General features: G+C 68.5%; 25 protein-coding genes. 5 read left to right on the top strand and 20 right to left on the bottom strand.

The features are described 5' to 3' along the window. The 10 genes from SAHL_RS08380 to SAHL_RS08425 all read right to left on the bottom strand — a co-directional run bounded on the left by SAHL_RS08380 (position 1) and on the right by SAHL_RS08425 (position 11,409). The gene (locus tag SAHL_RS08380; RefSeq protein ID WP_184947538.1) at positions 1-1,575 is read right to left on the bottom strand and encodes an OpgD/OpgG family glucan biosynthesis protein; all 1,575 of its coding nucleotides are present in this window, start codon (positions 1,573-1,575) and stop codon (positions 1-3) included. Positions 1,576-1,637: 62 nt separating this feature from the next. Continuing rightward, positions 1,638-2,513, bottom strand: a complete 876-nt coding sequence (gene rpoH / locus SAHL_RS08385; RefSeq protein ID WP_245965423.1) for an RNA polymerase sigma factor RpoH — start codon at positions 2,511-2,513, stop codon at positions 1,638-1,640. A gap of 116 nt (positions 2,514-2,629) precedes the next feature. Beyond that, complete coding sequence (gene ftsX, locus SAHL_RS08390) at positions 2,630-3,616, bottom strand: permease-like cell division protein FtsX (protein ID WP_123590955.1); 987 nt, start codon at positions 3,614-3,616, stop codon at positions 2,630-2,632. Between the two features lie 2 nt (positions 3,617-3,618). Then, complete coding sequence (gene ftsE / locus SAHL_RS08395) at positions 3,619-4,284, bottom strand: cell division ATP-binding protein FtsE (RefSeq protein ID WP_123590998.1); 666 nt, start codon at positions 4,282-4,284, stop codon at positions 3,619-3,621. Positions 4,285-4,303: 19 nt separating this feature from the next. After that, complete coding sequence (gene ftsY, locus SAHL_RS08400) at positions 4,304-5,266, bottom strand: signal recognition particle-docking protein FtsY (RefSeq protein ID WP_123590956.1); 963 nt, start codon at positions 5,264-5,266, stop codon at positions 4,304-4,306. A gap of 70 nt (positions 5,267-5,336) precedes the next feature. After that, entirely contained in the window at positions 5,337-7,376 is a 2,040-nt protein-coding gene (locus tag SAHL_RS08405; RefSeq protein WP_123590957.1) for a VTT domain-containing protein, read from the bottom strand. Positions 7,377-7,391: 15 nt separating this feature from the next. After that, the gene (hemL, locus tag SAHL_RS08410) at positions 7,392-8,708 is read right to left on the bottom strand and encodes a glutamate-1-semialdehyde 2,1-aminomutase (protein WP_123590958.1); all 1,317 of its coding nucleotides are present in this window, start codon (positions 8,706-8,708) and stop codon (positions 7,392-7,394) included. Next, positions 8,705-9,364: a thiamine phosphate synthase gene (gene thiE, locus SAHL_RS08415; protein WP_123590959.1), complete on the bottom strand. Its 660-nt coding sequence runs from the start codon at positions 9,362-9,364 to the stop codon at positions 8,705-8,707. Before thiE ends, hemL begins: the two co-directional genes overlap by 4 nt. Further along, on the bottom strand, positions 9,361-10,134 hold the full coding sequence (thiD, locus tag SAHL_RS08420; protein ID WP_123590960.1) for a bifunctional hydroxymethylpyrimidine kinase/phosphomethylpyrimidine kinase: 774 nt from the start codon (positions 10,132-10,134) through the stop codon (positions 9,361-9,363). The genes thiE and thiD overlap by 4 nt, the downstream gene beginning before the upstream one ends. A 507-nt stretch (positions 10,135-10,641) precedes the next feature. Next, on the bottom strand, positions 10,642-11,409 hold the full coding sequence (locus SAHL_RS08425; protein ID WP_123590961.1) for a metallophosphoesterase: 768 nt from the start codon (positions 11,407-11,409) through the stop codon (positions 10,642-10,644). Positions 11,410-11,498: 89 nt separating this feature from the next. On the opposite strand from SAHL_RS08425, the gene SAHL_RS08430 reads away from it, so the two are divergent. After that, complete coding sequence (locus SAHL_RS08430) at positions 11,499-12,143, top strand: O-methyltransferase (RefSeq protein ID WP_123590962.1); 645 nt, start codon at positions 11,499-11,501, stop codon at positions 12,141-12,143. Further along, positions 12,140-12,742, top strand: coding sequence for a DUF938 domain-containing protein (locus tag SAHL_RS08435; protein ID WP_123590963.1), 603 nt, complete (start codon positions 12,140-12,142; stop codon positions 12,740-12,742). The genes SAHL_RS08430 and SAHL_RS08435 overlap by 4 nt, the downstream gene beginning before the upstream one ends. On the opposite strand, the gene SAHL_RS08440 is transcribed toward SAHL_RS08435, so the two are convergent. Further along, a complete protein-coding gene (locus SAHL_RS08440) occupies positions 12,739-13,692 on the bottom strand; it encodes a 2-hydroxyacid dehydrogenase (protein ID WP_123590999.1) in 954 nt (317 codons plus the stop codon). The two genes, SAHL_RS08435 and SAHL_RS08440, sit on opposite strands and share 4 nt — an antisense overlap. Before the next feature lie 210 nt (positions 13,693-13,902). On the opposite strand from SAHL_RS08440, the gene SAHL_RS08445 reads away from it, so the two are divergent. Further along, positions 13,903-14,391 (top strand): MarR family winged helix-turn-helix transcriptional regulator, encoded by a 489-nt coding sequence (locus SAHL_RS08445; RefSeq protein ID WP_184947540.1) that lies wholly within the window; start codon positions 13,903-13,905, stop codon positions 14,389-14,391. Between the two features lie 84 nt (positions 14,392-14,475). On the opposite strand, the gene metF is transcribed toward SAHL_RS08445, so the two are convergent. The 3 genes from metF to metK all read right to left on the bottom strand — a co-directional run bounded on the left by metF (position 14,476) and on the right by metK (position 18,164). Next, on the bottom strand, positions 14,476-15,354 hold the full coding sequence (metF, locus tag SAHL_RS08450) for a methylenetetrahydrofolate reductase [NAD(P)H] (RefSeq protein WP_123590965.1): 879 nt from the start codon (positions 15,352-15,354) through the stop codon (positions 14,476-14,478). Between the two features lie 118 nt (positions 15,355-15,472). Next, the gene (ahcY, locus tag SAHL_RS08455; RefSeq protein WP_123590966.1) at positions 15,473-16,894 is read right to left on the bottom strand and encodes an adenosylhomocysteinase; all 1,422 of its coding nucleotides are present in this window, start codon (positions 16,892-16,894) and stop codon (positions 15,473-15,475) included. 94 nt (positions 16,895-16,988) lie between these two features. Further along, a complete protein-coding gene (gene metK, locus SAHL_RS08460; protein WP_123590967.1) occupies positions 16,989-18,164 on the bottom strand; it encodes a methionine adenosyltransferase in 1,176 nt (391 codons plus the stop codon). A gap of 572 nt (positions 18,165-18,736) precedes the next feature. Here metK and SAHL_RS08465 point away from each other — a divergent pair. Beyond that, on the top strand, positions 18,737-19,300 hold the full coding sequence (locus SAHL_RS08465) for a thioredoxin family protein (protein WP_123590968.1): 564 nt from the start codon (positions 18,737-18,739) through the stop codon (positions 19,298-19,300). A 25-nt stretch (positions 19,301-19,325) separates the two neighbouring features. On the opposite strand, the gene SAHL_RS08470 is transcribed toward SAHL_RS08465, so the two are convergent. Next, the gene (locus SAHL_RS08470; RefSeq protein ID WP_123590969.1) at positions 19,326-20,147 is read right to left on the bottom strand and encodes an SDR family NAD(P)-dependent oxidoreductase; all 822 of its coding nucleotides are present in this window, start codon (positions 20,145-20,147) and stop codon (positions 19,326-19,328) included. 113 nt (positions 20,148-20,260) lie between these two features. On the opposite strand from SAHL_RS08470, the gene SAHL_RS08475 reads away from it, so the two are divergent. Next, complete coding sequence (locus SAHL_RS08475; protein WP_123590970.1) at positions 20,261-20,917, top strand: TetR/AcrR family transcriptional regulator; 657 nt, start codon at positions 20,261-20,263, stop codon at positions 20,915-20,917. 52 nt (positions 20,918-20,969) lie between these two features. Here SAHL_RS08475 and SAHL_RS08480 read toward each other — a convergent pair whose 3' ends face one another. The 5 genes from SAHL_RS08480 to ribB all read right to left on the bottom strand — a co-directional run bounded on the left by SAHL_RS08480 (position 20,970) and on the right by ribB (position 25,696). Further along, positions 20,970-21,806 (bottom strand): metal-dependent hydrolase, encoded by an 837-nt coding sequence (locus tag SAHL_RS08480; protein WP_123591000.1) that lies wholly within the window; start codon positions 21,804-21,806, stop codon positions 20,970-20,972. A 140-nt stretch (positions 21,807-21,946) separates the two neighbouring features. Continuing rightward, a complete protein-coding gene (locus SAHL_RS08485; protein WP_123590971.1) occupies positions 21,947-22,846 on the bottom strand; it encodes a metal-dependent hydrolase in 900 nt (299 codons plus the stop codon). Continuing rightward, the gene (locus SAHL_RS08490; protein ID WP_123590972.1) at positions 22,839-23,822 is read right to left on the bottom strand and encodes an alpha/beta fold hydrolase; all 984 of its coding nucleotides are present in this window, start codon (positions 23,820-23,822) and stop codon (positions 22,839-22,841) included. Before SAHL_RS08490 ends, SAHL_RS08485 begins: the two co-directional genes overlap by 8 nt. Before the next feature lie 392 nt (positions 23,823-24,214). Further along, a complete protein-coding gene (locus tag SAHL_RS08495) occupies positions 24,215-25,006 on the bottom strand; it encodes a MerR family transcriptional regulator (RefSeq protein ID WP_123590973.1) in 792 nt (263 codons plus the stop codon). Between the two features lie 48 nt (positions 25,007-25,054). After that, positions 25,055-25,696 carry a 3,4-dihydroxy-2-butanone-4-phosphate synthase gene (gene ribB / locus SAHL_RS08500; protein ID WP_123590974.1) on the bottom strand — a complete coding sequence of 214 codons (642 nt, stop codon included), beginning with the start codon at positions 25,694-25,696 and terminating at the stop codon, positions 25,055-25,057. Positions 25,697-25,728 lie beyond the last annotated feature (32 nt).

The raw sequence follows: 25,728 nt of genomic DNA on the forward strand, positions 1-25,728 counted from the left end.
CTAGGCGTTCTCCTCCGGGTGAAAGATCTGGGTCGGCAGCGCCTGAGGGAAATAGGCGAACAGCCAGGTTTCGGTCAGCAGCCGGTCGCCGCGGGCGAGCACGCAGCGCAGCTCGACCGGTTCGTCCGCCGGCGGCAGCGCGCCGCTCCAGTCGAAGAACGCGCGCCAGCGCGGCGTGCCGGCGACACGGCGGGCGTAGGGATTGACGATATCGCCGTGGCTGGCGCTGGCCCGGACATCGAGGGTGGTATCGTCGGCGAGTCGAGGCAGCGCGCCGCCTTCGAAATCGATCACGAACTTGCGTGCCAGCACCGACTGGTCGTCGTAGCTGCCCGGGTCGCCGGCCCGGCCGGTCCGGGTCGCCACCACCTGCGCGCGTCCGGACGCGGGCGCTGCGCGGTCCCGCCAGTCGAGGCGATAATCGAAGCGCCAGCGGTGGTCCGCGCGGTCGCTGCCCTCGGGCACCCAGAAGGCGTTGATGTTGTCGTACACCTCCTCGGCGGTGGGTAGCTCGAGCAGCCCGACATGGCCCGGGCCCCAGTCGCCGCGTGGGGTCACCCACAGGCTCGGGCGGCGTTCGTAATGGACCGCCGCGTCCTGATAGTGGTCGAAGTCCCGGTCGCGCTGGAGCAGGCCGAAGGCGCGCGGATCGGTGTCGCCGAAGGCGCTGTAGTGGGTCCGCGGCGGATTGCCCAGTGCCCGCCAGAGGTGCTCGCCGCGGCCGGTGATCATGGCGAGACCGTCGCTGTCGTGCAGTTCCGGGCGCCAGTCGGTGCCGCGTCGGGCGTTGGTCTCGCTGAACCAGAACATGCTCGTCAGCGGGGCGATGCCCAGCCGCCGGATGCCGTGGCGCTGAAACAGATGCGATTCGACGTCCATCACTGCGCCGCGCTCGCCGATCTCGAAGCGATAGGCGCCGGTCAGATCCTCTCCCTCGAGCAGGGCGCACACGGTGAGCGTCGTATCCCCCGGCGCCGGGCGCAGGAGCCAGTAGGCGGTGAAGTGCGGAAAGGATTCCTCGGCGCCGTAGCCGGTGTCGACCGCGACCCCGCGGGCGGACAGGCCGTACTGGTCGCGCGCGCCGGGGCTGCGGAAATAGCTCGCGCCCTTGAAGGCGCACCATTCGCGGCGGTCGCCGGCGGCATCGCGCACGCGAAAACCGGCGAAGCCGAGATCGGCCGGCAGCCGCTGTTCCAGCTCGGGATCGTCGTAGCGGAACAGCGACGGCCGGTAGTCGAGCCGGCGTGCGCGGCCGTCGGCGTCGACGACGTGCAGCGCCACCGGCACCCGCGCGTTCTGGTCGAGCTGGAAGAACTCCACCGTGACCGGCAGGTCCGCGCCGTGCCACAGCGAGTGCTCGCGGTCGGCATGGATCCCCATGAAGGTGTCGTAGCCGAGCTCATCGAGCAGTGCGGCGTGCCGCGACTCGGGTGAATCGTAGGGTGGATCCGCGAGTCCACGCGCGTGTGCGATCAGATGCTCGAAGGCAAAGCGCCGATCATCGGGCGGGGCCGCATGCAGCGGCCAGCGCCAGCCGCCCAGCGCCGAGGCGCCGGCCAGTGTCGCGGTCGACACCAACAGACGCCGCCGCGTCGCGTCGGGAGGCATGGCCGCCGTCGAGCGGGGCGTCGATCGCGTTAGGCAGCGACCATGGCGCCGCGCAGCTTCTTGATCGCCGCGACCTCGAGCTGACGAATGCGCTCGGCGGACACGCCGTAGCGGTCGCCGAGCTCCTGCAGCCCGATCTTGCCGTCCTCGCGCAGCCAGCGCGATTCGAGGATGTCGCGGCTGCGCTCGTCCAGCCCGGTCATCGCCTGCGACAGGTTGGCGTGCTGGTAGGTTTCCCAGTCGCCGTTCTCGACGTCGGCGGCCGGGTCGTAGCCGTCCTCGGCGGCGAGGTAGTCCTCCGGCGCGTAGCTGTCCTCGTCGTTGGCCGAAGGCAGGGCGTTGTAGGAGGTGTCACCCCCGGACAGCCGGCGCTCCATCTGCAGCACCGTCTCCGGCTTGACGCCGAGATCGGTGGCGACCGCGTTGACTTCCTTGTCGTTCATCCAGCCCAGGCGCTTCTTGGAGCTGCGCAGGTTGAAGAACAGCTTGCGCTGCGCCTTGGTCGTGGCGACCTTGACGATGCGCCAGTTGCGCAGGATGAATTCGTGGATCTCGGCGCGGATCCAGTGGACCGCGAAAGAGATCAGGCGCACGCCCACGCTGGGATCGAAGCGCTTGACCGCCTTCATCAGGCCGATGTTGCCTTCCTGGATCAGGTCGGCGAGCGGCAGGCCGTAACCGGAGTAGCCGCGCGCGACGTGCACCACGAAACGCAGATTGGACAGAATCAGCTTCTGGGCGGCCTGGATGTCGCCTTCGTCGCGCAGCTTGCGTGCGAGCTGCTGCTCGTCGTCCTGTTCGAGTACCGGGATGCTCGAGACCGCCTGGAGATAGGACTCGATGCTGCCGGACGCGAGCGTGGGCAGGTTCATGCGGGCCGGGGACAGGGAGATATCGTTAGCCATGTGCAAAGCCTCCTTCGGACTTTTGCCTATGGCGTCATTCTATCAAATAACGCCGGAGTGGGGCTGCAGTCCAATAGTAATACCCCAAAGACAGGCGGCGCGACGTTTGGTTCCCGCTATCGTGGTTCGATGTCCGCGAGTCGCCGGTTCACCGTCAGCGCGCAGCCGCACCAGCCCAGCGCGATGCCGGTCGCAAGCAGGGCGAACCCGCCGCTCCAGTCGAGGCCGACCAGATCGAGCGCGCTGTCGTAGGAGCGCGTCAGCGTGCCGAGGGGCCCGGCCAGCGCCGCGAAACATCCGCCGAGCAGGATCAGCGCCACCACCGCGCCGGACAGGCCGTACCAGACGCCGCTGTAGAGGAACGGCCTGCGGATGAAGGCGTCGGAGGCGCCCAGCAGTTTCATGACCTCGATCTCCTCGCGCCGGTTCTCGATGTCCAGCCGGATGGTGTTGCCGACGATGAACACCACCGCTGCCGACAGCAGCAGCCCGATCACCCAGGCCGCGCGCTCGATCAGCGAGAGGATGGCGAACAGACGCTCGAGCCAGGCCTGGTCCAGCTCGGCCCGGGCCACCCCGGTCTCGCCGCGCAGCGTGTCGACGAGCTCGCCTACCGCGGCCCGGGTCATGTCCGCGTCGGGCGTGACCACGACCACCGCGGGCAGGGGGTTGGACGGCAGCGCGTCGAGCGCGTCGCCGAAGCCCGAGGCCTCGCGAAACGTCTCGAGGCCCTCTTCGGCGGAGACGTATTCGGCACCGTCGATCGTATCGCGGGCATCGAGCCGGCGCGCGAGCGTGCGCCCGCGCTCCACGCTCACGTCGTCGTCGAGATACAGCGAGGCCTGGACCGTGCCCTGCCAGCTGGTCGAGAGCGTGTCGAGATTCTTGACCAGCACGTACAGCCCGGTCGGCAGGGCGAGCGTGATGCCGATCACGAACACGGTGAGCAGGCTCGCGACCCAGCGCCGGTGCATGCGCCCCAGCGCCTCGATGAGACAGCGGGCGTGCGCGCCCAGCCAGCCCTGGGCCGGCGCGGCCAGGGTGGGTATGCGCTGGCGCTGGGACGGCCGGCGTCCGTCGCGGCCGCGGTGCTGTTCGGCCATGCCTAGCCGGCCTCCAGATGGCCGTGATCGAGCGCGATCCGGCGATGGCCCATGCGCTGGACCAGATCGATGGCGTGCGTGGCGATCATGATGCTGGTGCCGGTCTCGTTGAGGCGGGTGAACAGCCGCATGATGTCGGCCGACAGCGCCGGGTCGAGATTGCCCGTGGGCTCGTCGGCCAGCAGCAGATAGGGGCGATCGACCACCGCGCGGGCGATGCCCACCCGCTGCTGCTCGCCGCCGGACAGGGTCACCGGGAACTTGCGTTCGTGTGACAGCAGACCGACGGTGTCGAGAGCGGCGCGCACGCGGCGGGCGATGTCGGCGTGGCCCAGGCCGCGGATCACCAGCGGCAGGGCGACGTTGTCGAACACGGTGCGGTCGAACAGCAGATTGTAGCTCTGGAAGATCAGCCCCAGCCGCTGGCGGTAGCGCGGAATCTGGCGCCGCCGGACCGTGGCCAGATCGGTGCCGTTGATGACCACCTGGCCCCGGGTCGGCCGTTCGATCAGGCCGATGAGCTTCATCAGCGTCGACTTGCCAGCGCCGGAATGGCCGGTGAGAAACGCCATCTCGCCGCGCGCGAGGCGCAGCGACACGCCGTCGAGCGCCATCTTGCCGCCGGGATAGCGCTTGACGACGTGATTGAAGGCGACGATATCGGTCATGCGCGGGCCGGTGTGCGCGTCAGCGCTGGAACAGGGCATCCATGAACGCTTCCGATTCGAACACGCCGAGATCCTCGACCGCCTCGCCGACGCCGATGAAGCGCAGCGGCAGCCCGAGTTTCTGGGCGATCGCGAAAACGATGCCGCCGGCCGCCGAGCCGTCGAGCTTGGTCACCGTGATGCCGGTCACGCCGACCGCCTCGTTGAAGGCCACGGCCTGCTGCAGGGCGTTGCCGCCGGTGGTAGCGTCGACCACGAGCATGATCTCGTGCGGCGCGCTCTCGTCCTGTTTGCCCAGCACCCGCTTGATCTTCTTGAGCTCGTCCATCAGGTGGCCCTGGGTGTGCAGGCGCCCGGCGGTATCGGCGATGAGGATATCCGTGCCGCGCGCCTTGGCGCGCGAGAACGCGTCGTAGACCACCGAGGCCGAATCCGCGCCGCTGCCCTGAGCGACCACGGGCACGCTGTTGCGCTCGCCCCACTGCTGGAGCTGTTCGACCGCGGCGGCCCGAAAGGTGTCGCCGGCGGCCAGCATCACCGACTGGCCCGAGTCCTGGAACTTCTTCGCCAGCTTGCCGATGGTCGTGGTCTTGCCGACGCCGTTGACGCCGACCATCAGGATCACGAAGGGCTGGCTCTGCTCGGGGATCTCCAACGGGGCCTCGCAGGGCGCGAGTATGTCGCCCAGATGCTCGCGCAGCGCCCGGCCGAGATCCTTGCCCGAGCGCAGCCGGCCGCCGTCGAACATCGTCTGCAGACGGCCCATGACCTGGCCGGTGGCGTCCACGCCCACGTCCGAGAGCAGCAGCTTGGTCTCGAGTTCGTCGAGCGCATCCTGATCCACGGTCTCGCCGGGCAGCAGGTTGCGCAGGTCGTAGGTCAGCCAGGAGTCGCCCTTGTTGAGGCTGGCCCGCATCCGGGTGAAAAACCCCGGTTGCTTGAGCTTGCTCTTCTTCTTGGGCTTGGAGGGGGCGAATGCCATAGGCGTAACGGCGCGTCCGCGCGAACGATGAACGATCTGGAGGGGCCGGCGCCGCGCAGCGGCCGGCCGGCTAGTCCGGCGCTACTTTAGCATCGACGCCGGGCACCGGGGACCAGAGCAGCAGCTGTGTGGTGCCGCCGGTGCCCGCGACCCGGCGATGTCCGATGCCGGCCGCCGCGAGCGTGCGCTCGAGATCGACCAGTGCCCGCGCATGGCTGCGCTGATCCGCCGCCGTGGCGATCAGACTCAGGCGGCGATCCACGCGCTGGTGATCGACCATGCCGACCCAGATCGGTCGGTGCCGGTTGGCGGTGAAGGCGCCGCTGCGCCAGAGCCGCAGCACGCTGCGCCGACTCGTCTCGTCTGCGGGCATGGCGTGCACGAGGGTGATGCCGGCGCGGCGCCCGTCGTGGATGCGCGGGAGTACCGCCAGCGTTTCGATGTCGACGTCCGGTGCGAGCCAGCGCAGCGGCTGGCCGGCGTCCAGACCCGGCGGCGGATGCCAGCCGGCCCGCGCGAGCGTCGCGATCAGCGCGTGGGCGTCGCCGGCGGCCTGGACGTTGAGCGGCGCGCTCGGTCGCCCGGCGATGTCGCGGATGCGCGCATCCAGCACACGGTGGCCGTCATCGGCCCAGTCGGCGAGCGGTCTAGCCGGCTGCGCGCCGGCGGCCTCCGGCAGAGGCCGCTGAGGCAGCAGCGTCAGCAGCGCGGCGATCACCAGACAGCCCGCCAGAACCATGAATACCGGCCGGCCGCGCACCGGTCGCGGCCGCTGGCGCCGATAGCAGAGCATGAGCAGGTTCAGCCAGACGAAGGCGACCGGCAGGCCGATGAGCAGATCGCTCGCCCAGTCCAGACCGAGATAAAGCCGCGCGAGCGCGATCAGCACGACCCCGGCGATCGTGACCGCGTGATAGTAGGGCCGGGCGCCGGCCGCCTGGCGCGAGGCCAGCACCATGCCGGCCAGCCCGTACACGGTGGCGCACAGGATCAGATCCTGGCCGCCGCCGGCCAGAAACAGCGGATCGGGGGCGCGGCCGTGCAGCAGCGCGCCGGGGCCCGGTATCGCCAGCCACCAGCGCAGCAGCACCGTCGCCAGGGCCGAGAAGCCGATCGCCGCTGCCCAGTGCCCGGCCGCGCGCCAGTTGCCCATCAGCGCCAGCAGGGCGCCGATGACCGCCGCGAACGGCAGATAGATCAGCGGTGAGCCGATCTCGGCGAGCACGCGCGCGATCCCGTCGGAGATCGGCGTGTGCAGGCTCTGGGTGACATAGAAGGCCACCGCGTCGAAGCGGCCGGGATAGACCGGCTGCGGCCAGCCCCAGACCGCGCAGTAGAGCAACGCGGTTGCGGCCATGACCAGGGCCGCGAGAATCGCCAGCGCCGGCAGTTCGGGCTGACGCGGGTCCGCGAGCGCGCGGCCGAGGATGCCCAGCCGTCGATGGCGACCGCTCCAGGCGAGCAGGCGTTCGGCATAACGTCGCGTCAGCACCCGGCCGGCTGCGAGCGTGAAGCGGGCGGCGGCCACCGCCAGCCATACGATGCTCGCAACCACCACCAGCAGCACCGCCAGTCGGGTCGCGACCTGGGCGGCCAGTTCCAGCGAGGCGCCGAAGACCACGCCGGGCAGGATGTAGCAGGGCGCCCAGACCAGCGTGGCGATCACGTCCATGATCGCGAATCGTGTGACCGACAGCCCGGCTGCACCCGCCACGGTGGGCACGATCGGGCGCAGCGCACCGATGAGCCGGCCCAGCACGATCGCCTTGCCGCCGTGCGTGGCCAGAAACGACTGGCCCCGGGCCACCAGTGTCGGCGCCCGGGCGAAGCCGGGCAGCGCCTGCAGGCGGCCGCGGTAGCGGCGGCCGAGCGCGTAGCTCGCACCGTCGCCGACCAGCGTGCCCAGCATCGCGGCGGCGAAGGTGGCCGCCAGTGGCAGGGCGTCGGCGCCGATGAGCGCGCCGAAGGCGAACATGAACAGCGCGCCGGGGATCAGCAGCCCGAACAGGAACAGCGATTCCCCGAGCGCGACCGCGAACACGAGCGCGAGCGCCGCCAGCGGGTGGGCCTGGACCCACCCCAGCAGTGCCTCGAGCAGGCCGTGACCCACGCGCGCGGTGGGCGATCAGCCGCGGGCGACGGCGGCGAACGCGGCGTCCGCCGCGTTCAGCGTCTCCTCGATGGCCTCCTCGTCGTGGGCGCGGGAGATGAAGGCGGCCTCGAACGGCGACGGCGCGAGATAGACCCCGTGGTCGAGCATGGCGTGGAAGAATCGCCGAAAGGCCGCGCCGTCGCAGGCCGCGACCTCGTCGAAGCGGGTCACCCGCGACGCGTCGGTGAAGAACAGCCCGAACATCGCGCCGGCCCGCTGTACGGTCAGCGGCACGCCGTGGCGGCGGGCACGCGCCTCGAGGCCCGAGACGAGCGCGTCCAGTCGGGGTTCGATCGCGGCATGCACCGCGCCGCCGCGGATCTGGCTCAGCGTGGCGATGCCGGCGGCCATGCCCAGCGGATGGCCGGACAGCGTGCCGGCCTGGTAGACCGGCCCGGTCGGCGCCAGCGTCTCCATCACCCGGCGCGAGGCGCCGACCGCGCCGACCGGCATGCCGCCGCCCACGATCTTGCCCAGCGCGGTCACGTCGGGGGTCACGCCGAAGTGCGCCTGGGCACAGGCCGGATGCACGCGAAAGCCCGTCATCACCTCGTCGAAGACCAGCAGCGCGCCGTGGTCGTCGCAGAGCGCGCGCAGGCCCTCGAGAAAACCCTCGACCGGCGGCACGCAGTTCATGTTGCCCGCCACCGGTTCGACCATGACGGCCGCGATCTCGTCGCCGTGGGCGGCGAAGGCCTCGGCCACCGAGTCCAGGTCGTTGTAGGTCGCCACCAGTGTGTCGTCGACCACCGATTGCGGCACGCCCGGCGAGCCCGGAATGCCGAGGGTGAGGGCGCCCGAGCCGGCGTTGACCAGCAGGGCGTCGACGTGGCCGTGGTAGTTGCCCGCGAACTTGAGGATCTTGTTGCGGCCGGTATGGCCCCGCGCCAGCCGGATGGCGGTCATCGCCGCCTCGGTGCCGGAGTTGACCATGCGCACCGACTCGATCGAGTCGACCATGTCGCAGATCAGCTCGGCGAGTTCGACCTCCAGCCCGGTGGGCGCGCCGAAGGACAGGCCCTTGGCCGCTTGCTTCTGGACCGCCTCGATCACCGCCGGGTCGGCGTGGCCGAGGATCATGGGCCCGAACGAACCGACGTAGTCGACATAGGCGTTGCCGTCGACGTCGTGTATGCGCGCGCCGCTGGCGCGATCGATGAAGGCCGGGGCGCCGCCGCCGACCCCGTCGAAGGTGCGCGCCGGCGAGTTGACGCCGCCGGGGGTGAAGCGCCGTGCGCGCTCGAACAGGGCCGCCGAGCGCGGGCCGGGGCGGGCAGCGGGTTCGCTCATGATCGAGACTCCTGAAGCAGATGAATATCCGAAGATCGTCGGGCCGCGGCCACGGCGGCGGCCAGCTCGCGCGTGGCCGCGGCGCTGTCGGCGGCCGCGAAGAGGGCGCCGGCGACGGCGACGAGATCCGCGCCGGCCGCGATCAGACGTGGCGCATTGTGGGCGTCGATGCCGCCGATGGCGACCACCGGCACGCCGAGCGCGCGCGCGGCGCCGAGCACGGCCGGATCGGCCGGCGGCGCGTCGGGCTTGGTCCGCGATGCGAAGAAACGGCCGAAGCTGACATAGCTCGCGCCTTCGGCGACGCCCCGCCGCGCGCGCTCGAGCTCGCCCGAGCAGCTCACGCCGATGATCGCGTCCGGGCCGAGGCCCGCGCGGGCGGCGGCGATGCTGCCGTCGCTCTGGCCGAGATGGACGCCGTCGGCACCGCAGGCGGCGGCCAGCCGCCAGTCGTCGTTGATGATCAGGCGCGCGCCGTGCGCGCGCGTGCGCGAGGCCAGCGCGGCGACCAGCGCCTTGTCCGGCGCCTGCGGCCGCTTGTCGCGATACTGCAGCCACCGGGCGCCGTGGGCGAGCACGGCGTCGACGCGATCGAGCGCGTCATCGGCCAGGGTGGTGCGGTCGTAGATCGCATAGACACCTTGGGACACGCTCATGGCAGGGGCCGGCGATCCGGTATCCGCTGGCCGCGGCCGGCGGCGAAGCCGTGTTCGATCGCACGCCAGGTGTAGTCCTGGGCCTGGGCGAGCGCGCGCTCGGTGGCGTCACCGCAGGCCAGGCGCGCCGCGATCGCGCTGGCGAGCGTGCAGCCCGAGCCGTGAAAGACGCCCGGCACGCGCGGCCACTCGTAGGTGTGGGCCAGGCGCCCGGCGACGAATCCGCGGTTGACCACAGCCGCGCCGTCTTCGTCGCCGCCGGTGATCAGCGCATGGCCGCCGGTGCGCGACAGGCGCTCGCCGCAGCGCGCCAGCTCGGATTCGCCGTCGCAGAGCAGCCGTGCCTCGGCGGCGTTGGGGGTGATCACCGTGGCATGGGCGAACAGCTGATCGCGCAACGCCTGGCCGACCGCATCGCCGGCGAGTGTGCCGCCGCCGGCCGCGCGCAGCACCGGATCGACCACCAGCGGAATGTCGGGACGCGCCTGCACGAGTTCGGCGATGGCCGCGACCTGCGCGACGTCCGCAACCACCCCGATCTTGATCGCGCCGAACGACATGTCGGCGATCGCGGTATCCAGACAGCGGCGGAAGAAACCGATCTCGACCGGCGACACGCCGTACACGTTGGTGGTGTCCTGACAGGTCAGGAGCGTGACCACGGTGGCGGCGTGGGCACCATTGGCGGCCGCGGATTCGATGTCGGCCTGGATGCCGGCACCGCCGCTCGGGTCGTGACCTGCGATGACCAGGATATTGGGGCGCGTCATGGCCGCGAGTCTAACACCGGGCGGCCGTTTTCCGGACGTTATGCACAATGCACGTCCGGGCGATGGCGATCGGTCGCGGATTTTTTCCGGTTCTCGATATCGCACCCTCGATTATTGGATAAACTTCTGATTTTAAATCGGTGTGTCGGACTGGTTACAAAATCGCCGGTTTGCGCAAATCCCTGATCACATGCCCGATGACGCGCTTCGTTCGACGCGTTTCCACAGAGTTATCCACAGGTTTTGTGAATTCTCCTCGTTTAGCGTTTGCGCTCAATCGGTTAGCGGTTATAGCTCAACGAGTGTCTTTAGCGGCCCAGCGGTTATGCACAATGTCAACGGGGTTGTCGCTGAACAGAGGCTTTGTTAAGCACACGACTGCCTTTTTTTGTCATCTCGTAGGATTCTGAAAATAAACAATTAATGGTTGGAAGGCGGGACGTCCCGAGATATTTAGGCCGAACTGACGCTGGGCGTCACGAGCGGACGCACAAACTATCCCCGGATTTATCCACAGGCGTCCGCGACCGCGACCCGGTGCACGCGGGTGCACCAGCGGCCGTGGTCGTCCAGCTCGATACAGCGATAGCCGGGGCCGCGCTTTGGATCGAGACCGAAATCCGTCGCTCCCGGCAGGAACTGGCGCATGGTCGAGGGTGTGACGAGGCAATCGAAACCGCCGCAATCGATACGCGCGTCCTGATGGGCGTGCCCACAGACCACGGCCCGAACCTGCGGCTGCGCGGCCAGGCAAGTCCGCAGGGCCGCGCCGTCGTCCAGGCCGATGGCGTCGACCCAGGCACTGCCGACCGCAGCCGGCGGGTGATGAACGAACACGAGCGTCGGGCGGTGGGGGCAGGCGCCGAGCGTCTGCGCCAGTGCTTCGATCCGTCGTTCGCCGAGGTGCCCGGACGCGGTGCCCGGCTGGTGACTGTCCAGGGCGACCAACCGCCAGTCGCCGATATCCAGCACGCCGTGCACGGTGGCCGCGGCGAGATGTCGCTGCATGCGCGCCGGGTCGTCATGGTTGCCGGCCATCGCCAGCACCGGTCGGCCGAGTGCGCGCAGGCGTGCGTCGAGACGCTGATAGCCGGCCACGCTCTCGTCGTCGACCAGATCGCCGCCCAGGACAAGGGCGGCGCAGTTCGGGTAACGGCGGAGGGCGTCGGCCAGCACCGCGCCGAAGCTCGTCTCGACCTGCCAGCCGTGCAGCCGCGCGTGCGCTGCCGCCAGCAGATGGGGATCGGTCAGGTGCAGAATCTCGAGCGCGGCCATGGCGATTTCGTGCCGACGGAGGACGGCGGTATGCTGCCACGGTTCGGCCGACGCAGCCCTGGTTTCGGCCCCCGAGAGCGAGGTGTGTCATGTACGACGCGGAGCTGGTCACCTATCTTCGCCATATCAGCAGTCGCGAGACCGCGGTCATGGCCGACAACCGGCGTCTGACCGCCAGCCGTGACGATGCCGGCCTGCAGATCGACCCCGAGCAGGGGCAGCTGATCGCGCTGCTGCTGCGGCTGATGGGTGCGCGCCGCGGCATCGAGATCGGTGTGTTCGCGGGCTACTCGAGCCTCTGGATCGCCGAGGCGCTGCCGCCCGACGGCTGTCTGATCGCTTGTGACAGCGACGCCGAGATCACCCAGCGCGCCCGCGCGGACTGGGCACGGGCCGGCGTGGCCGATCGTATCGACCTGCGTATCGGCCCGGCGATGGCCACGCTCGACGCCGAGATCGCCGCGGGCATGGCCGGCCGCCACGACTTCGTGTTCATCGATGCCGACAAGACCGGCTATCTGGACTATTACGAGCGCGCGCTGGCGCTGCTCGCCCCGGGCGGGCTGGCGATCGCAGACAACACGCTCTGGCACGGCCGGGTGATCGATCCCGACGACGCGAGCGCGGACACCGAGGCCATTCGCGCGTTCAACCGGCGGCTGCGCGACGACGAGCGCGTGGACCTCAGCCTCGTGCCGATCGGTGACGGCCTGACCCTGGCGCGCAAGCGATGAGCACGCGCATCGGCGACGACAGCGCGGCCGAGCGCAACAAGCAGCCGATCTTCGAGGCGCTGGCGCCGTGGCTGGTCGATGCCCGCCGGGTGCTCGAAGTGGGCGCGGGCGACGGCACCCACGCCTTCGAGGCGGTCCACCGCCTGCCGCAGGTCATCTGGCAGACGAGCGAGGCGCCGGCGCATCATCGGCGGCTGGTCGCGGCGCTGGTCGAAGCCGACATGACGCGGCTGCCGGCGCCGCTGGCGCTCGATGTCCGGGGGCCGTGGCCGGCCGCACGCTTCGACGCGGTGTTCGGCGCCAACGTCGCCCACATCATGGACTGGGACGCCGTCGGCGCGCTGTTCGCCGGCGCCGGGGCGTGTCTGAACGTGGCCGGGCTGCTGTGTCTCTATGGGCCGTTCATCGAGCCCGAGGCGTCCCTGACCGAGAGCAATGCCCGTTTCGACGCCGCTCTGCGCGCCCGCGATCCCGCCATGGGGCTGCGGCGCCTGGACGATCTGGACGCGCTGGCGGGGCGGCACGGGCTCGACCCGGCCGACGTCCGGCCGATGCCGGCGAACAACCGGCTGGTGATCTGGCGTCGTCGTTCGCGCTAGTTCACACGGTGGCCGGTGTCGCCCGCCCGGAATGCCCGCACGTTGGCCGCGATCTGGTTCAGCAGGCGCTGGCGCGCGCCGCGGCTGGCCCAGGCGCTGTGCGGCGTGACCACCAGGTTGGGGATGCTCGGATCGAGCAGGGGATGATCCGCCGGCGGCGGTTCTTGGTCGAGGACATCCAGCGCCGCGCCGGCGATCCGGCCTTCGCGCAGGGCCGCGATCAGTGCGTTGGCGTCCACGATTCCGCCGCGGGCGGTGTTGATCAGGAACGCGTTCGATTTCATCCGCGCCAGCGCCGCCGTGTCGATCAGACGCTCGGTCTCGGGGGTCAGCGGGCAGTGCAGGCTGATGAAATCGGCGCGCGCGAGCACGTCGTCGAAGGCGACGCGGCCGGGGCGGACGTCGCCGGCGCCCGGCCGTTCGGATACGAGCACGGTCATGCCGAAGGCTTCGGCCAGACGGGCCACGGCGCCGCCGAGTTCGCCGTGGCCGACGATGCCGAGCGACTGGCCGTCGAGTTCCTCGATGGGATAGTCGAGGAAGCAGAAGAATTCGCTCTGGGCCCAGGCGCCGCGCTTCACTGCGGCATCGTAGGCGGCCCAGCGGGTGGCGTGGCCGAGCATCAGGGCGAGCACGTGCTGGGAAACCGCGGGGGTGCCGTAGCCCGAGACGTTGAGTACCGGGATCCCGTGATCGGCGGCGGCCTGCAGATCGACGTTGTTGACGCCCGTCGCGGCCACGCAGATGAGCTTGAGGGCGTCCGCAGCGGCGATGGTTCCGGCATCCAGCACCACCTTGTTGGTGACGGCGACGTCCACGCCGCGCAGGCGCTCGCCGACCTCCGCGGGCTCGGTGTTGTGATGCCAGGTCCAGTCGTCGAGCGTATCGGTCAGAGCCGTCCAGTCCAGGGCGTCGCCCATGGAGCCGGCATCGAGAAAGCAGCCGCGCATCATTTCTCCCGCAATGGCGATATAATGCGCAAGGTTAACCGAGCGCCCGCAGTGCCGATACCGTGGGTGAACCTTTCGGCTGCTGCGGCGTCCGAATGACGAGGGGGACGCGAAGGGGTTACATCGCCAGTCATTCGTGTATCCTGCAGATATCTGTGGAACAACGGGATCCGTTTTCGAAACTCAACCGAACCCGAGTGGATGACACCCATGACTCGCAGCACGCCGGCGCAGGACAAACCGCAAAGCCATCACCTGCCGACCACCTGTCCCTCCGTTCAGGCGCTCGAATTCGAGCTCGCCTTCCTGGTGCGTCGGCTCGAGGCCGCACGTCGCCGCTTCGATTTCGGCCTCGAGCGGGCCCATTATCTTCTGTTGATCCTGCTCGAGCGGGAGGACCGCCAGTCGGTGGGCACGCTCGCCGCCCAGGTCAATCTCGACGCCTCGACGGTCACGCGTCAGGTCGCGGCCATGAAGCAGGCCGGTTTCGTCGACAAGCTGGACAATCCGGACGACCGCCGCGGTGGTTTCGTCACCATCACCGAGGCGGGCCGAGAGGCCGCGAACCGCACCCGCCAGCGTCGGCTCGATCGCGTGGAGAGCGCGTTTCGTGACTGGAGCGAGGCCGATCGCCGCGAGCTCGCGCGGCTCACGGCGAAGTACAACGACGCCATGCGGGACATGTTCAACGAGCTCTGAAGCGGCTGTCCCCACGAAAAAGGCCGACGATGAATCGTCGGCCTGACGGGTACTCCACCCGATGCGCGCTGTGTCCGGCGGTTGTCAGCCGTTGGCCGCGCTCGCGGTGTCCTGGGTGGGCAGCCCCAGTTCGCGCCAGAGCCAGCAGGTCGGGTCGGCCTTGTTGAGGCTGTAGAAATGCAGACCGGGCGCGCCGCCGGCGAGTAGACGTTCGCACAGGCGCGCGACCAGATCCTGGCCGAAGGCCTGCACCGATTCCAGATCGTCGCCGTAGGATTCCATCTTCTGACGGATCCAGCGCGGAATGTCGGCGCCGCACATGGCCGAGAAGCGCGAGACCTGCTCGAAGTTGGTGATCGGCATGATGCCCGGCACGATCGGGATGTCGACGCCCTTGGCCGCGGCTTCGTCGCAGAAGTTGAAGTAGGCGTCGGCGTTGTAGAAATACTGGGTCATCGCCGAATCGGCCCCGGCCTTGACCTTGCGCACGAAGTTGTCGACGTCGGCGGCCGGCGAGGGCGCCTGCGGATGATATTCCGGGTAGCAGCCGACTTCGATGTGAAAGTCGTCGCCGTGGCGCTCGCGGATGAACTCGACCAGTTCGTTGGCGTAGGCGAATTCGCCGGCGGGCCGGTCCATGCCCTCGGGCAGGTCACCGCGCAGGGCGACGATGCGATCCACCCCCGCCGCCTTGTAGTTGTCGAGGAACTCGCCGATGCTCTCGCGCGTGCCCTCGACGCAGGACAGATGGGGGGCCGCCGGGATACCGGTGGTCTCCATGCAGCGCTTGACCGTCTTGAGGGTGCCCGAGCGCGTGGTGCCGCCGGCGCCGAAGGTCACCGAGAAGAAGGCCGGGCCGAGTTCGGCGAGCCGGGCCCGGGCCTCGTCGAGCCGGGCCTCGCCCTTCGGGCCCTTGGGCGGAAAGAATTCGATGCTGTAGGAACTCTGGGATGCGTTCGTCATAAGCGTGTACCGAAGCGTTGAACCGAGTGAACGCGAAGACAGTGCATAAAAGCCGGCCCGCACGTGGCGGGCCGGTTTCGCGTGCCGAATGTCGGCCGAAAGCGGCCGGCTGCCCGCCTTAGTAGCGGTAGTGATCCGGCTTGTAGGGGCCTTCGACGGGCACGCCGAGGTAGTCCGCCTGGGTCTGCGACATCTTCGTGAGTTTGGCGTTGACGCGTTCCAGATGGAGCGCGGCGACCTTCTCGTCCAGATGCTTGGGCAGTACGTAGACCTCGTTGTTGTAGCGGTCCCTGTGGTTCCAGAGCTCGATCTGGGCCAGCACCTGGTTGGTGAAGGAGTTGGACATCACGTAGCTCGGATGGCCCGTGGCACAGCCCAGGTTCACCAAGCGACCCTCGGCCAGCAGGATGATCTTCTTGCCGTCGGGGAAGGTGATGTGATCGACCTGCGGCTTGATCTCCTCCCACTCGTACTGCTCGAGCGCGGCCACGTCGATCTCGTTGTCGAAGTGACCGATGTTGCAGACGATCGCCTCGTTCTTCATGCGCTTGAGGTGATCGTGGTTGATCACGTGGTAGTTGCCGGTGGCGGTCACGAAGATGTCCGCCTGCTCGACCACGCCCGGGTCTTCCAGATCCACCACGCGCAGGCCTTCCATGGCCGCCTGCAGCGCGTTGATCGGGTCGATCTCGGTGACGCAGACCGTGGCACCCAGGCCGCGCAGCGACTGCACGCTGCCCTTGCCGACGTCGCCGTAGCCGCAGACGATGGCGACCTTGCCGGCGACCATGACGTCGGTGGCGCGCTTGATGCCGTCGACCAGCGATTCACGACAGCCGTAGAGGTTGTCGAACTTCGACTTGGTGACCGAGTCGTTGACGTTGATCGCCGGGAAGGTCAGGCCGCCTTCCTTGGCCATGTGGTACAGGCGATGCACGCCGGTGGTCGTCTCCTCGGAGACGCCGGTGATGGCCTTGCCCAGCTTGGTGTAGAAGTCCGGCTGTTCGGACAGCCGCTGCTTCATCACCTTGAACAGCGCCTTCTCCTCGTTCGAGCCCGGGTTGTCGAGCAGCGAGGGATCCTCGGTCGCCTTCACGCCGAAGGTCGCCAGCGTGGTGGCGTCGCCGCCGTCGTCGAGGATCAGGTTCGGCAGGCCGCCGTCGTGCCAGTCCATGATGGCGTGGATGTACTCCCAGTACTCTTCCTGGGTCTCGCCCTTGTAGGCGTAGACCGGAATGCCGCGCTCGGCGATGGCCGCGGCGGCGTGGTCCTGCGTGGAGAACACGTTGCAGGACGCCCAGCGAATGTCCGCGCCCAGGGCGGCCAGCGTCTCGATCAGCACGGCGGTCTGGATCGTCATGTGGAGGGCGCCGGCGATGCGCGCGCCCTTGAGCGGCTGCGAGTCGCCGAATTCCTCGCGCAGGGCGACGAGCCCCGGCATTTCGGTCTCGGCAATCTCGATCTCGCGCCGGCCCCAGGCCGCGAGCGAGATATCGGCAACGACGTAATCCTGACCCATCTTTTCGGCAGGTGCACTCATGTTGGTCTGTCTCCTGGTGAAATCGGAAAGCGGCCGCGGTGCGCGACGGGCCGAAAGGCCCGTCCGCTACCGGCGGCCGGAATAGGGCGGCGGTTCAGGCCGCCTGCAGGCCGGCGTCCTTGGCCAGCGCCTCGGCCTTGTCGGTGCGCTCCCAGGGCAGGTCGACGTCCTCGCGACCGAAGTGCCCGTAGGCGGCGGTCGGGTAGTAGATCGCACGCTGCAGCTCGAGCATCGTCAGGATGCCGTAGGGGCGCAGATCGAAGTGATCGCGGATGAGCTTGGTGAGCTTCTCGTCGTCGACCTTGCCGGTACCGAAGGTCTCGACCCAGATCGAGGTCGGCTCGGCCACGCCGATGGCGTACGACAGCGCGACTTCGCACTTCGAGGCCAGGCCCGCGGCGACCACGTTCTTGGCGACGTAGCGCGCGGCGTAGGCCGCGGAACGGTCGACCTTGGACGGGTCCTTGCCGGAGAAGGCACCGCCGCCGTGACGGGCCATGCCGCCATAGGTGTCGACGATGATCTTGCGGCCGGTCAGACCGGCATCGCCCAGCGGGCCGCCGACTTCGAACTTGCCGGTCGGGTTGATGTGGACCGTCGGGTTATCGGTCAGCCAGTCGCCGATCACCGGCTTGATGATCTCTTCCTGAACGGCGTCCTTGAGGTCCGCCTGGCTGATCTCGGGATCGTGCTGGGTCGACAGCACGACGGCGTTGATCGCGGCCGGCTTGCCGTTCTCGTACTCGAAGGTCACCTGGGATTTGGCGTCCGGACGCAGCCAGTCCAGCTTGCCGGACTTCATCAGCTCGGCCTGCTTGCGCACCAGCCGGTGGGCATAGGTGATCGGGGCGGGCATGAGCACGTCCGTCTCGTCACAGGCGTAGCCGAACATCAGGCCCTGGTCGCCGGCGCCCTGTTCCTTGGGGTCGCCGCGGTCGACGCCCTGGTTGATGTCCGCCGACTGCTCGCCGAGGACATTCATGACCGCACAGGTGTCGGCGTCAAACCCCATGTCCGAGTCCGTGTAGCCGATGTCGCGCACGGTATCGCGCACGATCTTCTCGACCGGCACATTGACCTTCTTGCTCTCGTCGGTCTTGATCTCGCCGAAGACCATGACGAAGCCGGTCTTGCAGGCCGTCTCGCAGGCGACCTTGGCGGTCGGGTCCTGCTCGAGGTAGGCGTCGAGAATCGCATCCGACACCTGGTCGGACAGTTTGTCGGGATGACCGCCGGTGACGGATTCCGACGTGAACAAGTAGCGACTCATTGGCAATATCTCCCTATCCGGATGAACGGATGGCAGTATACGTAAGACGCGCCGGACTTGCATGTCCGGGGTCGAACCCGGTCGCGTTCTGCCGTCGCCGATGACGGCGGCAGGCCCGATGGCTACTGCGATTGCGCGGTCTCGGCGGTCGGGCGATCGCGCGCCAGAGCATCCCGAAAAGCACGTTCGTCTGCGCGGTCAGCGGGGATTGTCCGGGGTGCAGCGGGTGCTTCTGTATGAGTCGGGCGAGTACGCCGCAGATGCTAGCGGCCCACCGCCACGCCCGTCCCGTTCGTCGAGGGTGCTTGGCTGATGCCTTCTTTCTGCCGCATTGGCGGGCCGCATCCGCCGAGGCAAGAGCGCTGCTGGCCGAGACGGATGTTGTACGACATTCGTGCTCACACCGGCGTCGAGCGCAGGCCGGGGCCCGAATCGCCGTGTGCGATTTGCTTGATCAGCCCAGCGCTTGGCTATCCGCTGTCTTGGATAGCCGCAAATCATCTACGGCGGGGTTGGGCCGGTATCGGCGAGCGGCTAGACTGCATGCGATCCAACCAGACAAGGAACCGACCATGTCGCTGACCGACTCAACCATGATGCCGCTGGGCACGCCGGCGCCCGATTTCGCCCTGCCGGACACGGTTTCCGGCCAGACCACGACGTTTGCCGATGTCGCCGGTGAGAACGGCACCGTGGTGCTGTTCATCTGCAACCACTGTCCCTACGTGATCCACATCATCGACGAGCTCGTGAAGGTGGCCGAGCGCTACCAGCCGCAGGGCATCGGTTTCGTCGCGATCTCCTCGAACGACGTCAGTGAGCGTCCCGAGGACGGGCCCGAGCACATGGCCACCTTCGCCGAAGAGAAGGGCTTCATCTTTCCCTATCTCTACGACGAGAGCCAGTCCGTGGCCAAGGCCTACGACGCGGTGTGCACGCCGGACCTGTTCGTCTTCGACGCCGACGGCAAGTGCGCCTACCGCGGGCAGTTCGACGAATCCCGCCCCAGGAGCAGCATCCCGGTCACCGGGGCCGATCTGCGTGCCTCGCTCGATGCGCTGCTCGACGGCGACATGATTCCGGCCGACGTGCAGGTGCCCAGTCAGGGCTGCAGCATCAAATGGAAAGCCGCCTGACGGAAAGGCTCGCGGGTGGCCTGACTCAGGCGGCCCGCGATTTCGGCATCAGTCGGGACAGGATCGACCAGTAGCGTTCCGGTGCGGTGCGGGCGACGGCCGCGAGTGCCACGGCGTCGGCGCCGATCAGGCAGCGGCCGCGCCGGCGGGCGAGATCCTTGAGAATCTTGGCCGCCGCCTGGTCGGGCGTGGTGCGGGCGATGCGATCGAAAAAACCCGTCGCCCGCTCGTGGTCGGTGCCGCCGTCCGGGCCCACATAGAAGCGTGCGGTGCGGGCGATGTTGGTCCGGATGCCGCCCGGATGCACGCACATCACATGGATATTGCTGCCGGCCATTTCGTGGCGCAGCGCCTCGGTGAAGCCGCGCACCGCGAACTTGCTGGCATTGTAGGTGCCCTGGGTGGGCACGCTGATGATGCCGAACACGCTGGAGACGTTGATGAGGGCGGCGCTGTCGCGCTCGCGCAGCAGTGGCAGGAAGGCCTTGGTACCGTGGACCACGCCCCAGAAGTTGATGCCCATGATCCACTCGAAGTCGTCGTAGCGACTGTCCTCGATGGTCTGGGCATGGGCGACGCCGGCGTTGTTGATCACGACATCGACGCCGCCGAAGCGCGTGGCCACCTGGTCGCGAAACGCTTCGACGGCGCCGCGATCGGCCACGTCCACGTGGGCGGTGAGCACCTCGGCTCCGTCACAGGCGGCGGCCGTCTCGGCCAGACCGGTGTCGTTGACGTCGCACAGCGCCAGCCGCGCCCCGCGCCGCGCGCTCTCGAGCGCGAGGCTGCGCCCGATGCCGGAACCGGCGCCGGTGATGACGACGATGCGTGACTTGAGTGTCTTCATGGGTCCGTCCTCGAATGCCGGTGTGGCCGCGGTAGAGGGGCGTGCTCGACGCGTGAAGTGACAACGTATAGTTTCAAATTACTTTTGACAATATTTCATGTCAACATGAAGCCATGAGCAATACTCGCGATTCGAGCAACGCTGGGCGCGCCTACGCCGGGCGCACGCTGGACGAGCGTCGACGCCGGCGTCGCGCGCAGTTCGTGGACGCCGGCATCGCCGTGTTCGGGCGCGAGGGCTATCGCGCGGCGACCGTCAAGGCGCTGTGCCGCGAGGCCGGCCTGACCGAGCGCTATTTCTACGAATCCTTCGGCAGTAGCGAAGTCCTGTTCGCCGAGGTCTACAAGACGCTCGTCGGCCGGCTGCAGGACGACGTCGTCGCCGCCATCGATGCGGCCCCGCGCGAGCCGGAGGCCGCCGCCCGCGCGGGCCTCCGGGTGTTCTTCGAGACGATGCAGGTCGAGCCGGGCACGGCCCGGATCCTGCTGATCGAGATCTTCGGCATCAGCGGCGAGATCGACCGGCTCTACCGGGCGACCACGCACAACTTCACCCGCATGCTGCAGGAGCTGGTCAGCACCATCTTTCCGCTGCAGCACGGCCGCGACACCGATACCGGCATCATCTACACCGGGCTGGTGGGCTCGACCATCCATATCGCCATGTACTGGACGCTCAACGATTATCACGATCCGCTCGAGGTGGTCGTGGAGTCGAGCCTGGCCCTGTACGTGGCGGTGGCGCGCCAGTTCGCCGGCGAGACGCCCTGACGGCCGCTCCGGGCGGCGGTCGACCGCGACCGCCGCCGCGGAGACGCGCGCGTCAGTGATGGGTGGCGTAGGCGGCCTCGGCGTCGTCGACCAGTTCGTCCAGTTCGGCCAGCAGATGAGCGTTGTTCTGCTGCCACGGATGGAAGCTGTACTGGAAATAGGACAGCCACTCCGGAATCATGCGCCGGATGAAGCCGGGTTTGCCCAGCATGAAGTTGGCGAGCTTGAGATGGCCGCGCCAGCCCTGTTTGCGGCAGTTCTCGTCGGCCCGGCTCATCTGCCAGTAGAAGCTCATCAACACCGGCCAGAATATGGCCGTGGCCAGCGTCATCGCCAGGGTGCGTTCGGCCCAGTTGCGCGGCCCGCGGCCGATGCATTTCTCGTAGACGTTGTAGGCGACGGCCTTGTGCTCGACTTCCTCGAGTGCATGCCAGCGCCACATGCGCTCGAAGTCCTCCTGCGAGCCGTGCATCATCTCCGGGTAGCGCAGCAGCATGTCGCCCATGAGAGCCGTGTAGTGCTCGAGTGCAATCGTGGCGGCCAGCGGCATGGACTTCGGCGTGTTCTGCTTGATCCAGTCGAGCAGGCGCCAGGTGAAGGCGTCGAGCTTGTGGGCCGGCAGGCCGGCGTTTTCCATCAGCTCGTTGTACTCGATGTGCTCGCGCGAATGCATCGCCTCCTGGCCGATGAAGGCGGTCGCGGCCTTCTTGAGATCCGGGTCGGGAATCTCGTCGCGATAGCTTCGGATCGCGTCGATGAACATGCGCTCGCCGGCGGGGAACAGCAGCGACAGGGCGTTCATGAACTGGGTGACGTTCGGGCCTTCCTTGTGCCAGTCGCAGATACGCTCGCCCGGCGGCACGAAGTGCAGATCGCGCCGCTCGGGCATCACGTTCACGCTGTCGCTGTGCGGAATCTCGCGTTCGGCGTGGGGGGCTTCTTGGCGACATCGGATGCGTTCTTGCTCATGTCATCCTCCTGGGGTGGATTCGGGGTCGCGGGGATCTCGTGGATAGACCGTCCTTCGGCTCAGGCGGCCTTGTGTTCGGCGTAGGCGGCTTCGGCGTCGTCGACGAGTTCGTCGATCTCGGCGAGTAGATCGGCGTTGTTCTGCTGCCACGGATGGAAGCTGTATCTGAAGTAGGCGAGATACTCGGGCAGCAGCCTGCGCAGATAGCCGGGTTTGCCGAGCATGAAATTCGCGAGATGCAGGTGCCCGCGCCAGCCGGCCTCGCGACAGGCCGGGTCGGCGGCGGCCAGGCGGCGATAGAACATCATCACGTGCGGCCAGAACGTGGCCGTGGTCGTGAGCATGATCGCGCTGCGCATGGCGTAGGCTTTGGGCCCGCGGCCGACGCATTTTTCGTAGACATCAAACGCCACGGCCTTGTGTTCGACTTCCTCGAGCGCGTGCCAGCGCCACATGCGCTCGTAGTCTTCCTGTGAGCCGGCCATCTGTTCGGGATGGCGCAACAGGGTGTCGCCCATGAGCGCGGTGAAATGCTCGAGCGCGATGGTCATCAGCAGCGGCGTGACCTTGCTGCTGTGTTTCTTCACGTATTCGGTATGCGCCCAGACCTGGGCATCCAGCTCGCTGGCCGGCAGGCCGGCCGCATCCATGAGCTGGTTGTACTCGATGTGCTCGCGCGAATGCATGGCTTCCTGGCCGATGAACGCGGTGGCCGCCTTGCGCAGGTCGGGGTCCGGAATCTCGTCGCGATAGGCGCGTACGGCGTCGATGAACATGCGCTCGCCGGCCGGAAAGAACAGCGAGAGCGCGTTCATGAACTGGGTCACGTTCGGCCCGGCCTGGTGCCAGTCGCAGATGCGATCGCCCGGCGGCAGGAAATGCAGGTCGCGCCGCTCGGGCATGACCGGGCCGCTGCAGCCTTCGGCATGCGGGGCGAGTTCGATGGTCGCCTCATCCATGGGATGCCTCCGGGGGTCGATGGGCGGGAGATTCCGGCTTATGACCCGTTTGCGGGACCGGGGCCGGGTCCGGGTGCGCGGCGACGTGGCCTCGAGCGAACGCACGGCAATGATCGGCGACGGTGTCCGGGTGGGTCTGGATCGCCCAGTGCGCGGCGTCGATGCGCACGACCTCGAGGTCGGCCACCCAGCGCCCCAGATCGTCTACAAAACCTGGTCCGACAAAGGCGTCGCGTTGCGGTACGACGATCTGCACCGGGCAGCGCGCGCGGCGATCGCGCGGGCACATGAGTCGGGGCAGCATGTTGGCGCGATAGAGCTTTGCGCCGTGGGCGCCGTCGCGTGCCAGGGTGGCGCTCGTGGGCAGGCGCTCGCCCTCTAGCGCGGCGAGCGTGTGCGGCCAGCGCGCGCCGAGCGGCCCGTGCCACGCCAACTGCGGCAGCAGCGGGACGTGCAGGGCCGCGATGTACCACGACTTGCGGAGTTGGCGCCGCAGCCCCGACGGATCCGACCGCCGCTGCGCGCGCAGCCAGTGGCCGGCGTGATCGAGGCAGGGACCGGAAATCGAGGTGAAGCCGGCGAGCCGACCTGCGAACGCCGGGTCGGTGACGACCTCCCAGCTCTGGATCGAGCCCCAGTCGTGGCCGACGAGGTGCACCGGCGCGTCGGGGCTGGCCCAGTCGATCACGGCGATCAGGTCGGCGGCCAGGCGTGACAGTCGATAGGCGCGGGTGGGGCGCGGCCGCGCCGAGGCCCCGGCGCCGCGCACGTCGAAGCTGACGCAGTGGAAGTCGTCGGCGAGGCGGTCGATCACGCGGTCCCAGACCGCGTGGGTGTCCGGGTAGCCGTGCACGAACACCAGCGTGGGGCGGTCGGGCTCGCCGCGCGCGAACACGGCGAGATCGACGCCGTCGCTCCGGATGGTGGCGCGATGCGTGTTCCGTTCGCTGTTCGAGCGGCTGAGCGTATTCGGCATTTCTTCGTTTGATGTAATCGTTACATCAAACGATGTCACAAATGACGCGGTGCCGCAACTTACCCAGCGCTATTCTTCCAAGTCGCTGAAATCAGGACATTACGATCCGACGACGTCCAGGGCGTGCAGCCATCTCGCACGCGTCCGTGCCAAGCGCTGGCCTGCCGCAAGGCGAGGTGTCGTGCGGTCACGCTGTGCAACCCTGCCGTAACGCTGGACTGCACCTTGTCGCTCTCATCGACGCCGGTCCCGAAAGCTCGGGGCGGCCCTGCAATAACCGTGGGCGACCGGCGGCGTTGCAAGCCTGGGTCGTGGCATGCCCAGAGCCGGCGGCTCGGGCCCTGGCAGATACGATTGGCGGCCTTGAACGCGGCGCGCGAGTGAAACGGGGCCTAGCGCGGGTCGTGTCGGTGTTCCATCAGCAGCGCCAGACGATCCCCGAGGTGCTGATCGGCGGCCTTGGCCATGGCGCGGGCGACCTCGGGCAGCACGGCCATCTCCACGAGCGGACGGAAACGCCAGATCAGATCGGCCAGGGCGGGCATGTCGTCGGCCGGCGGTAGCTGGCCCTCGCCGTAGCGGTCGAACACGTGCTTGGCCACCAGTCTGACCATCTCGTCGGCCGCCTGCTCGACGTTGCTGCGCAGATAGGCGACCACTTCCAGCATGTCCTCCAGCGGTATGCCCGCGGCGACGAGTTCCGCGCCGGCATGCAGCATGCGCGGGCTCGGCACGCGGTAACGCATGCCTTCGGGACGGATGATGTCGAGTTCGACCGCCCGTCTCAGCGCGCTGCGCGAGAAGTTGCCGCTGAATTTGCGCAGCAGCTCGGCCATGGTGACGTAGTCCGGGACCTCGTCCGACCAGGGGCTGGCCACGGCCGTCTCCAGGCCCAGCAGATGGCCGATGTCGTTGCCGCGCTCCCAGCTCTCGATCAGCTCCCCGATATTGGCCAGGGTGTAGCCGCGTTCGAGCAGCCGGTTGATGATGCGCAGGCGCGAGAAATGGGCGTCGTTGTAGATGCCCTTGCGGCCCCGGCGCTCCGGTGGCGGCAGCAGGCCGCGATCCTGGTAGGCGCGGATATTGCGCACGGTGGTGCCGGTCTCGCGGGCGAGCGCGTCGATGGAGAATTCCTGGGGCGCCGGCGTGTCGGCGGTCTCGGACGGCGTGGGGGCAGAACTCATGGCGAAAGAATAGCCCGCCGGGTCAACGACGTCATCCGTGGCGGGCCCTCACGCGCAGCATGCCGCGTGGGCCGACCGCCATGCGGCGATGTCCTCGATGGTGAGGACAGGCATGCCGCTTGCGCGGGCGTATCGGTCGATGTCGGCGTTGCCGGCCATCGTGCCGTCGTCGTTCATCAGTTCGCAGAGCACGGCGGCGGGTTTCAGCCCGGCAAGCACGGCGAGGTCGACCGACCCTTCGGTATGGCCGCGGCGTTCGAGCACGCCGCCGTCGCGGGCACGCAGCGGGAACACATGCCCGGGGCTGACGATGCGGCGGCGACCCTCGAGCGAGTCCAGTGCGGCGCCGATGGTGGTCACGCGATCCGCGGCGGATACGCCGGTGGTCACGCCGTCGGCGGCCTCGATCGAGACGGTGAAGCCGGTGCGATGGCGGGCGCGGTTGTCACGCACCATCGGCGCCAGGTCGAGCTCGTCCACGTAGGCGCCGGCCAGGCAGAGACACACGATGCCGCTGCCGTTGCGGATCATGCGCACCATGCTGTCGTGCTGCAGGGTTTCCGCGGGCGCGACGATGTCGGCCTCGTTCTCGCGGTCGGCGTCGTCTAGCAACAGCACGGGCCGGCCGTCGCGGAACGCGGCCACGGCAGCGGCGAGTCGGGGATGATCCTGGGGGTCGATCGATGGCATGAAACGTCCTCGGGCGAAAGAGTCAACGTTTC

Source organism: Salinisphaera orenii subsp. halophila YIM 95161, from assembly GCF_003732545.1.
GTDB classification, from domain to species: domain Bacteria; phylum Pseudomonadota; class Gammaproteobacteria; order Nevskiales; family Salinisphaeraceae; genus Salinisphaera; species Salinisphaera orenii_A.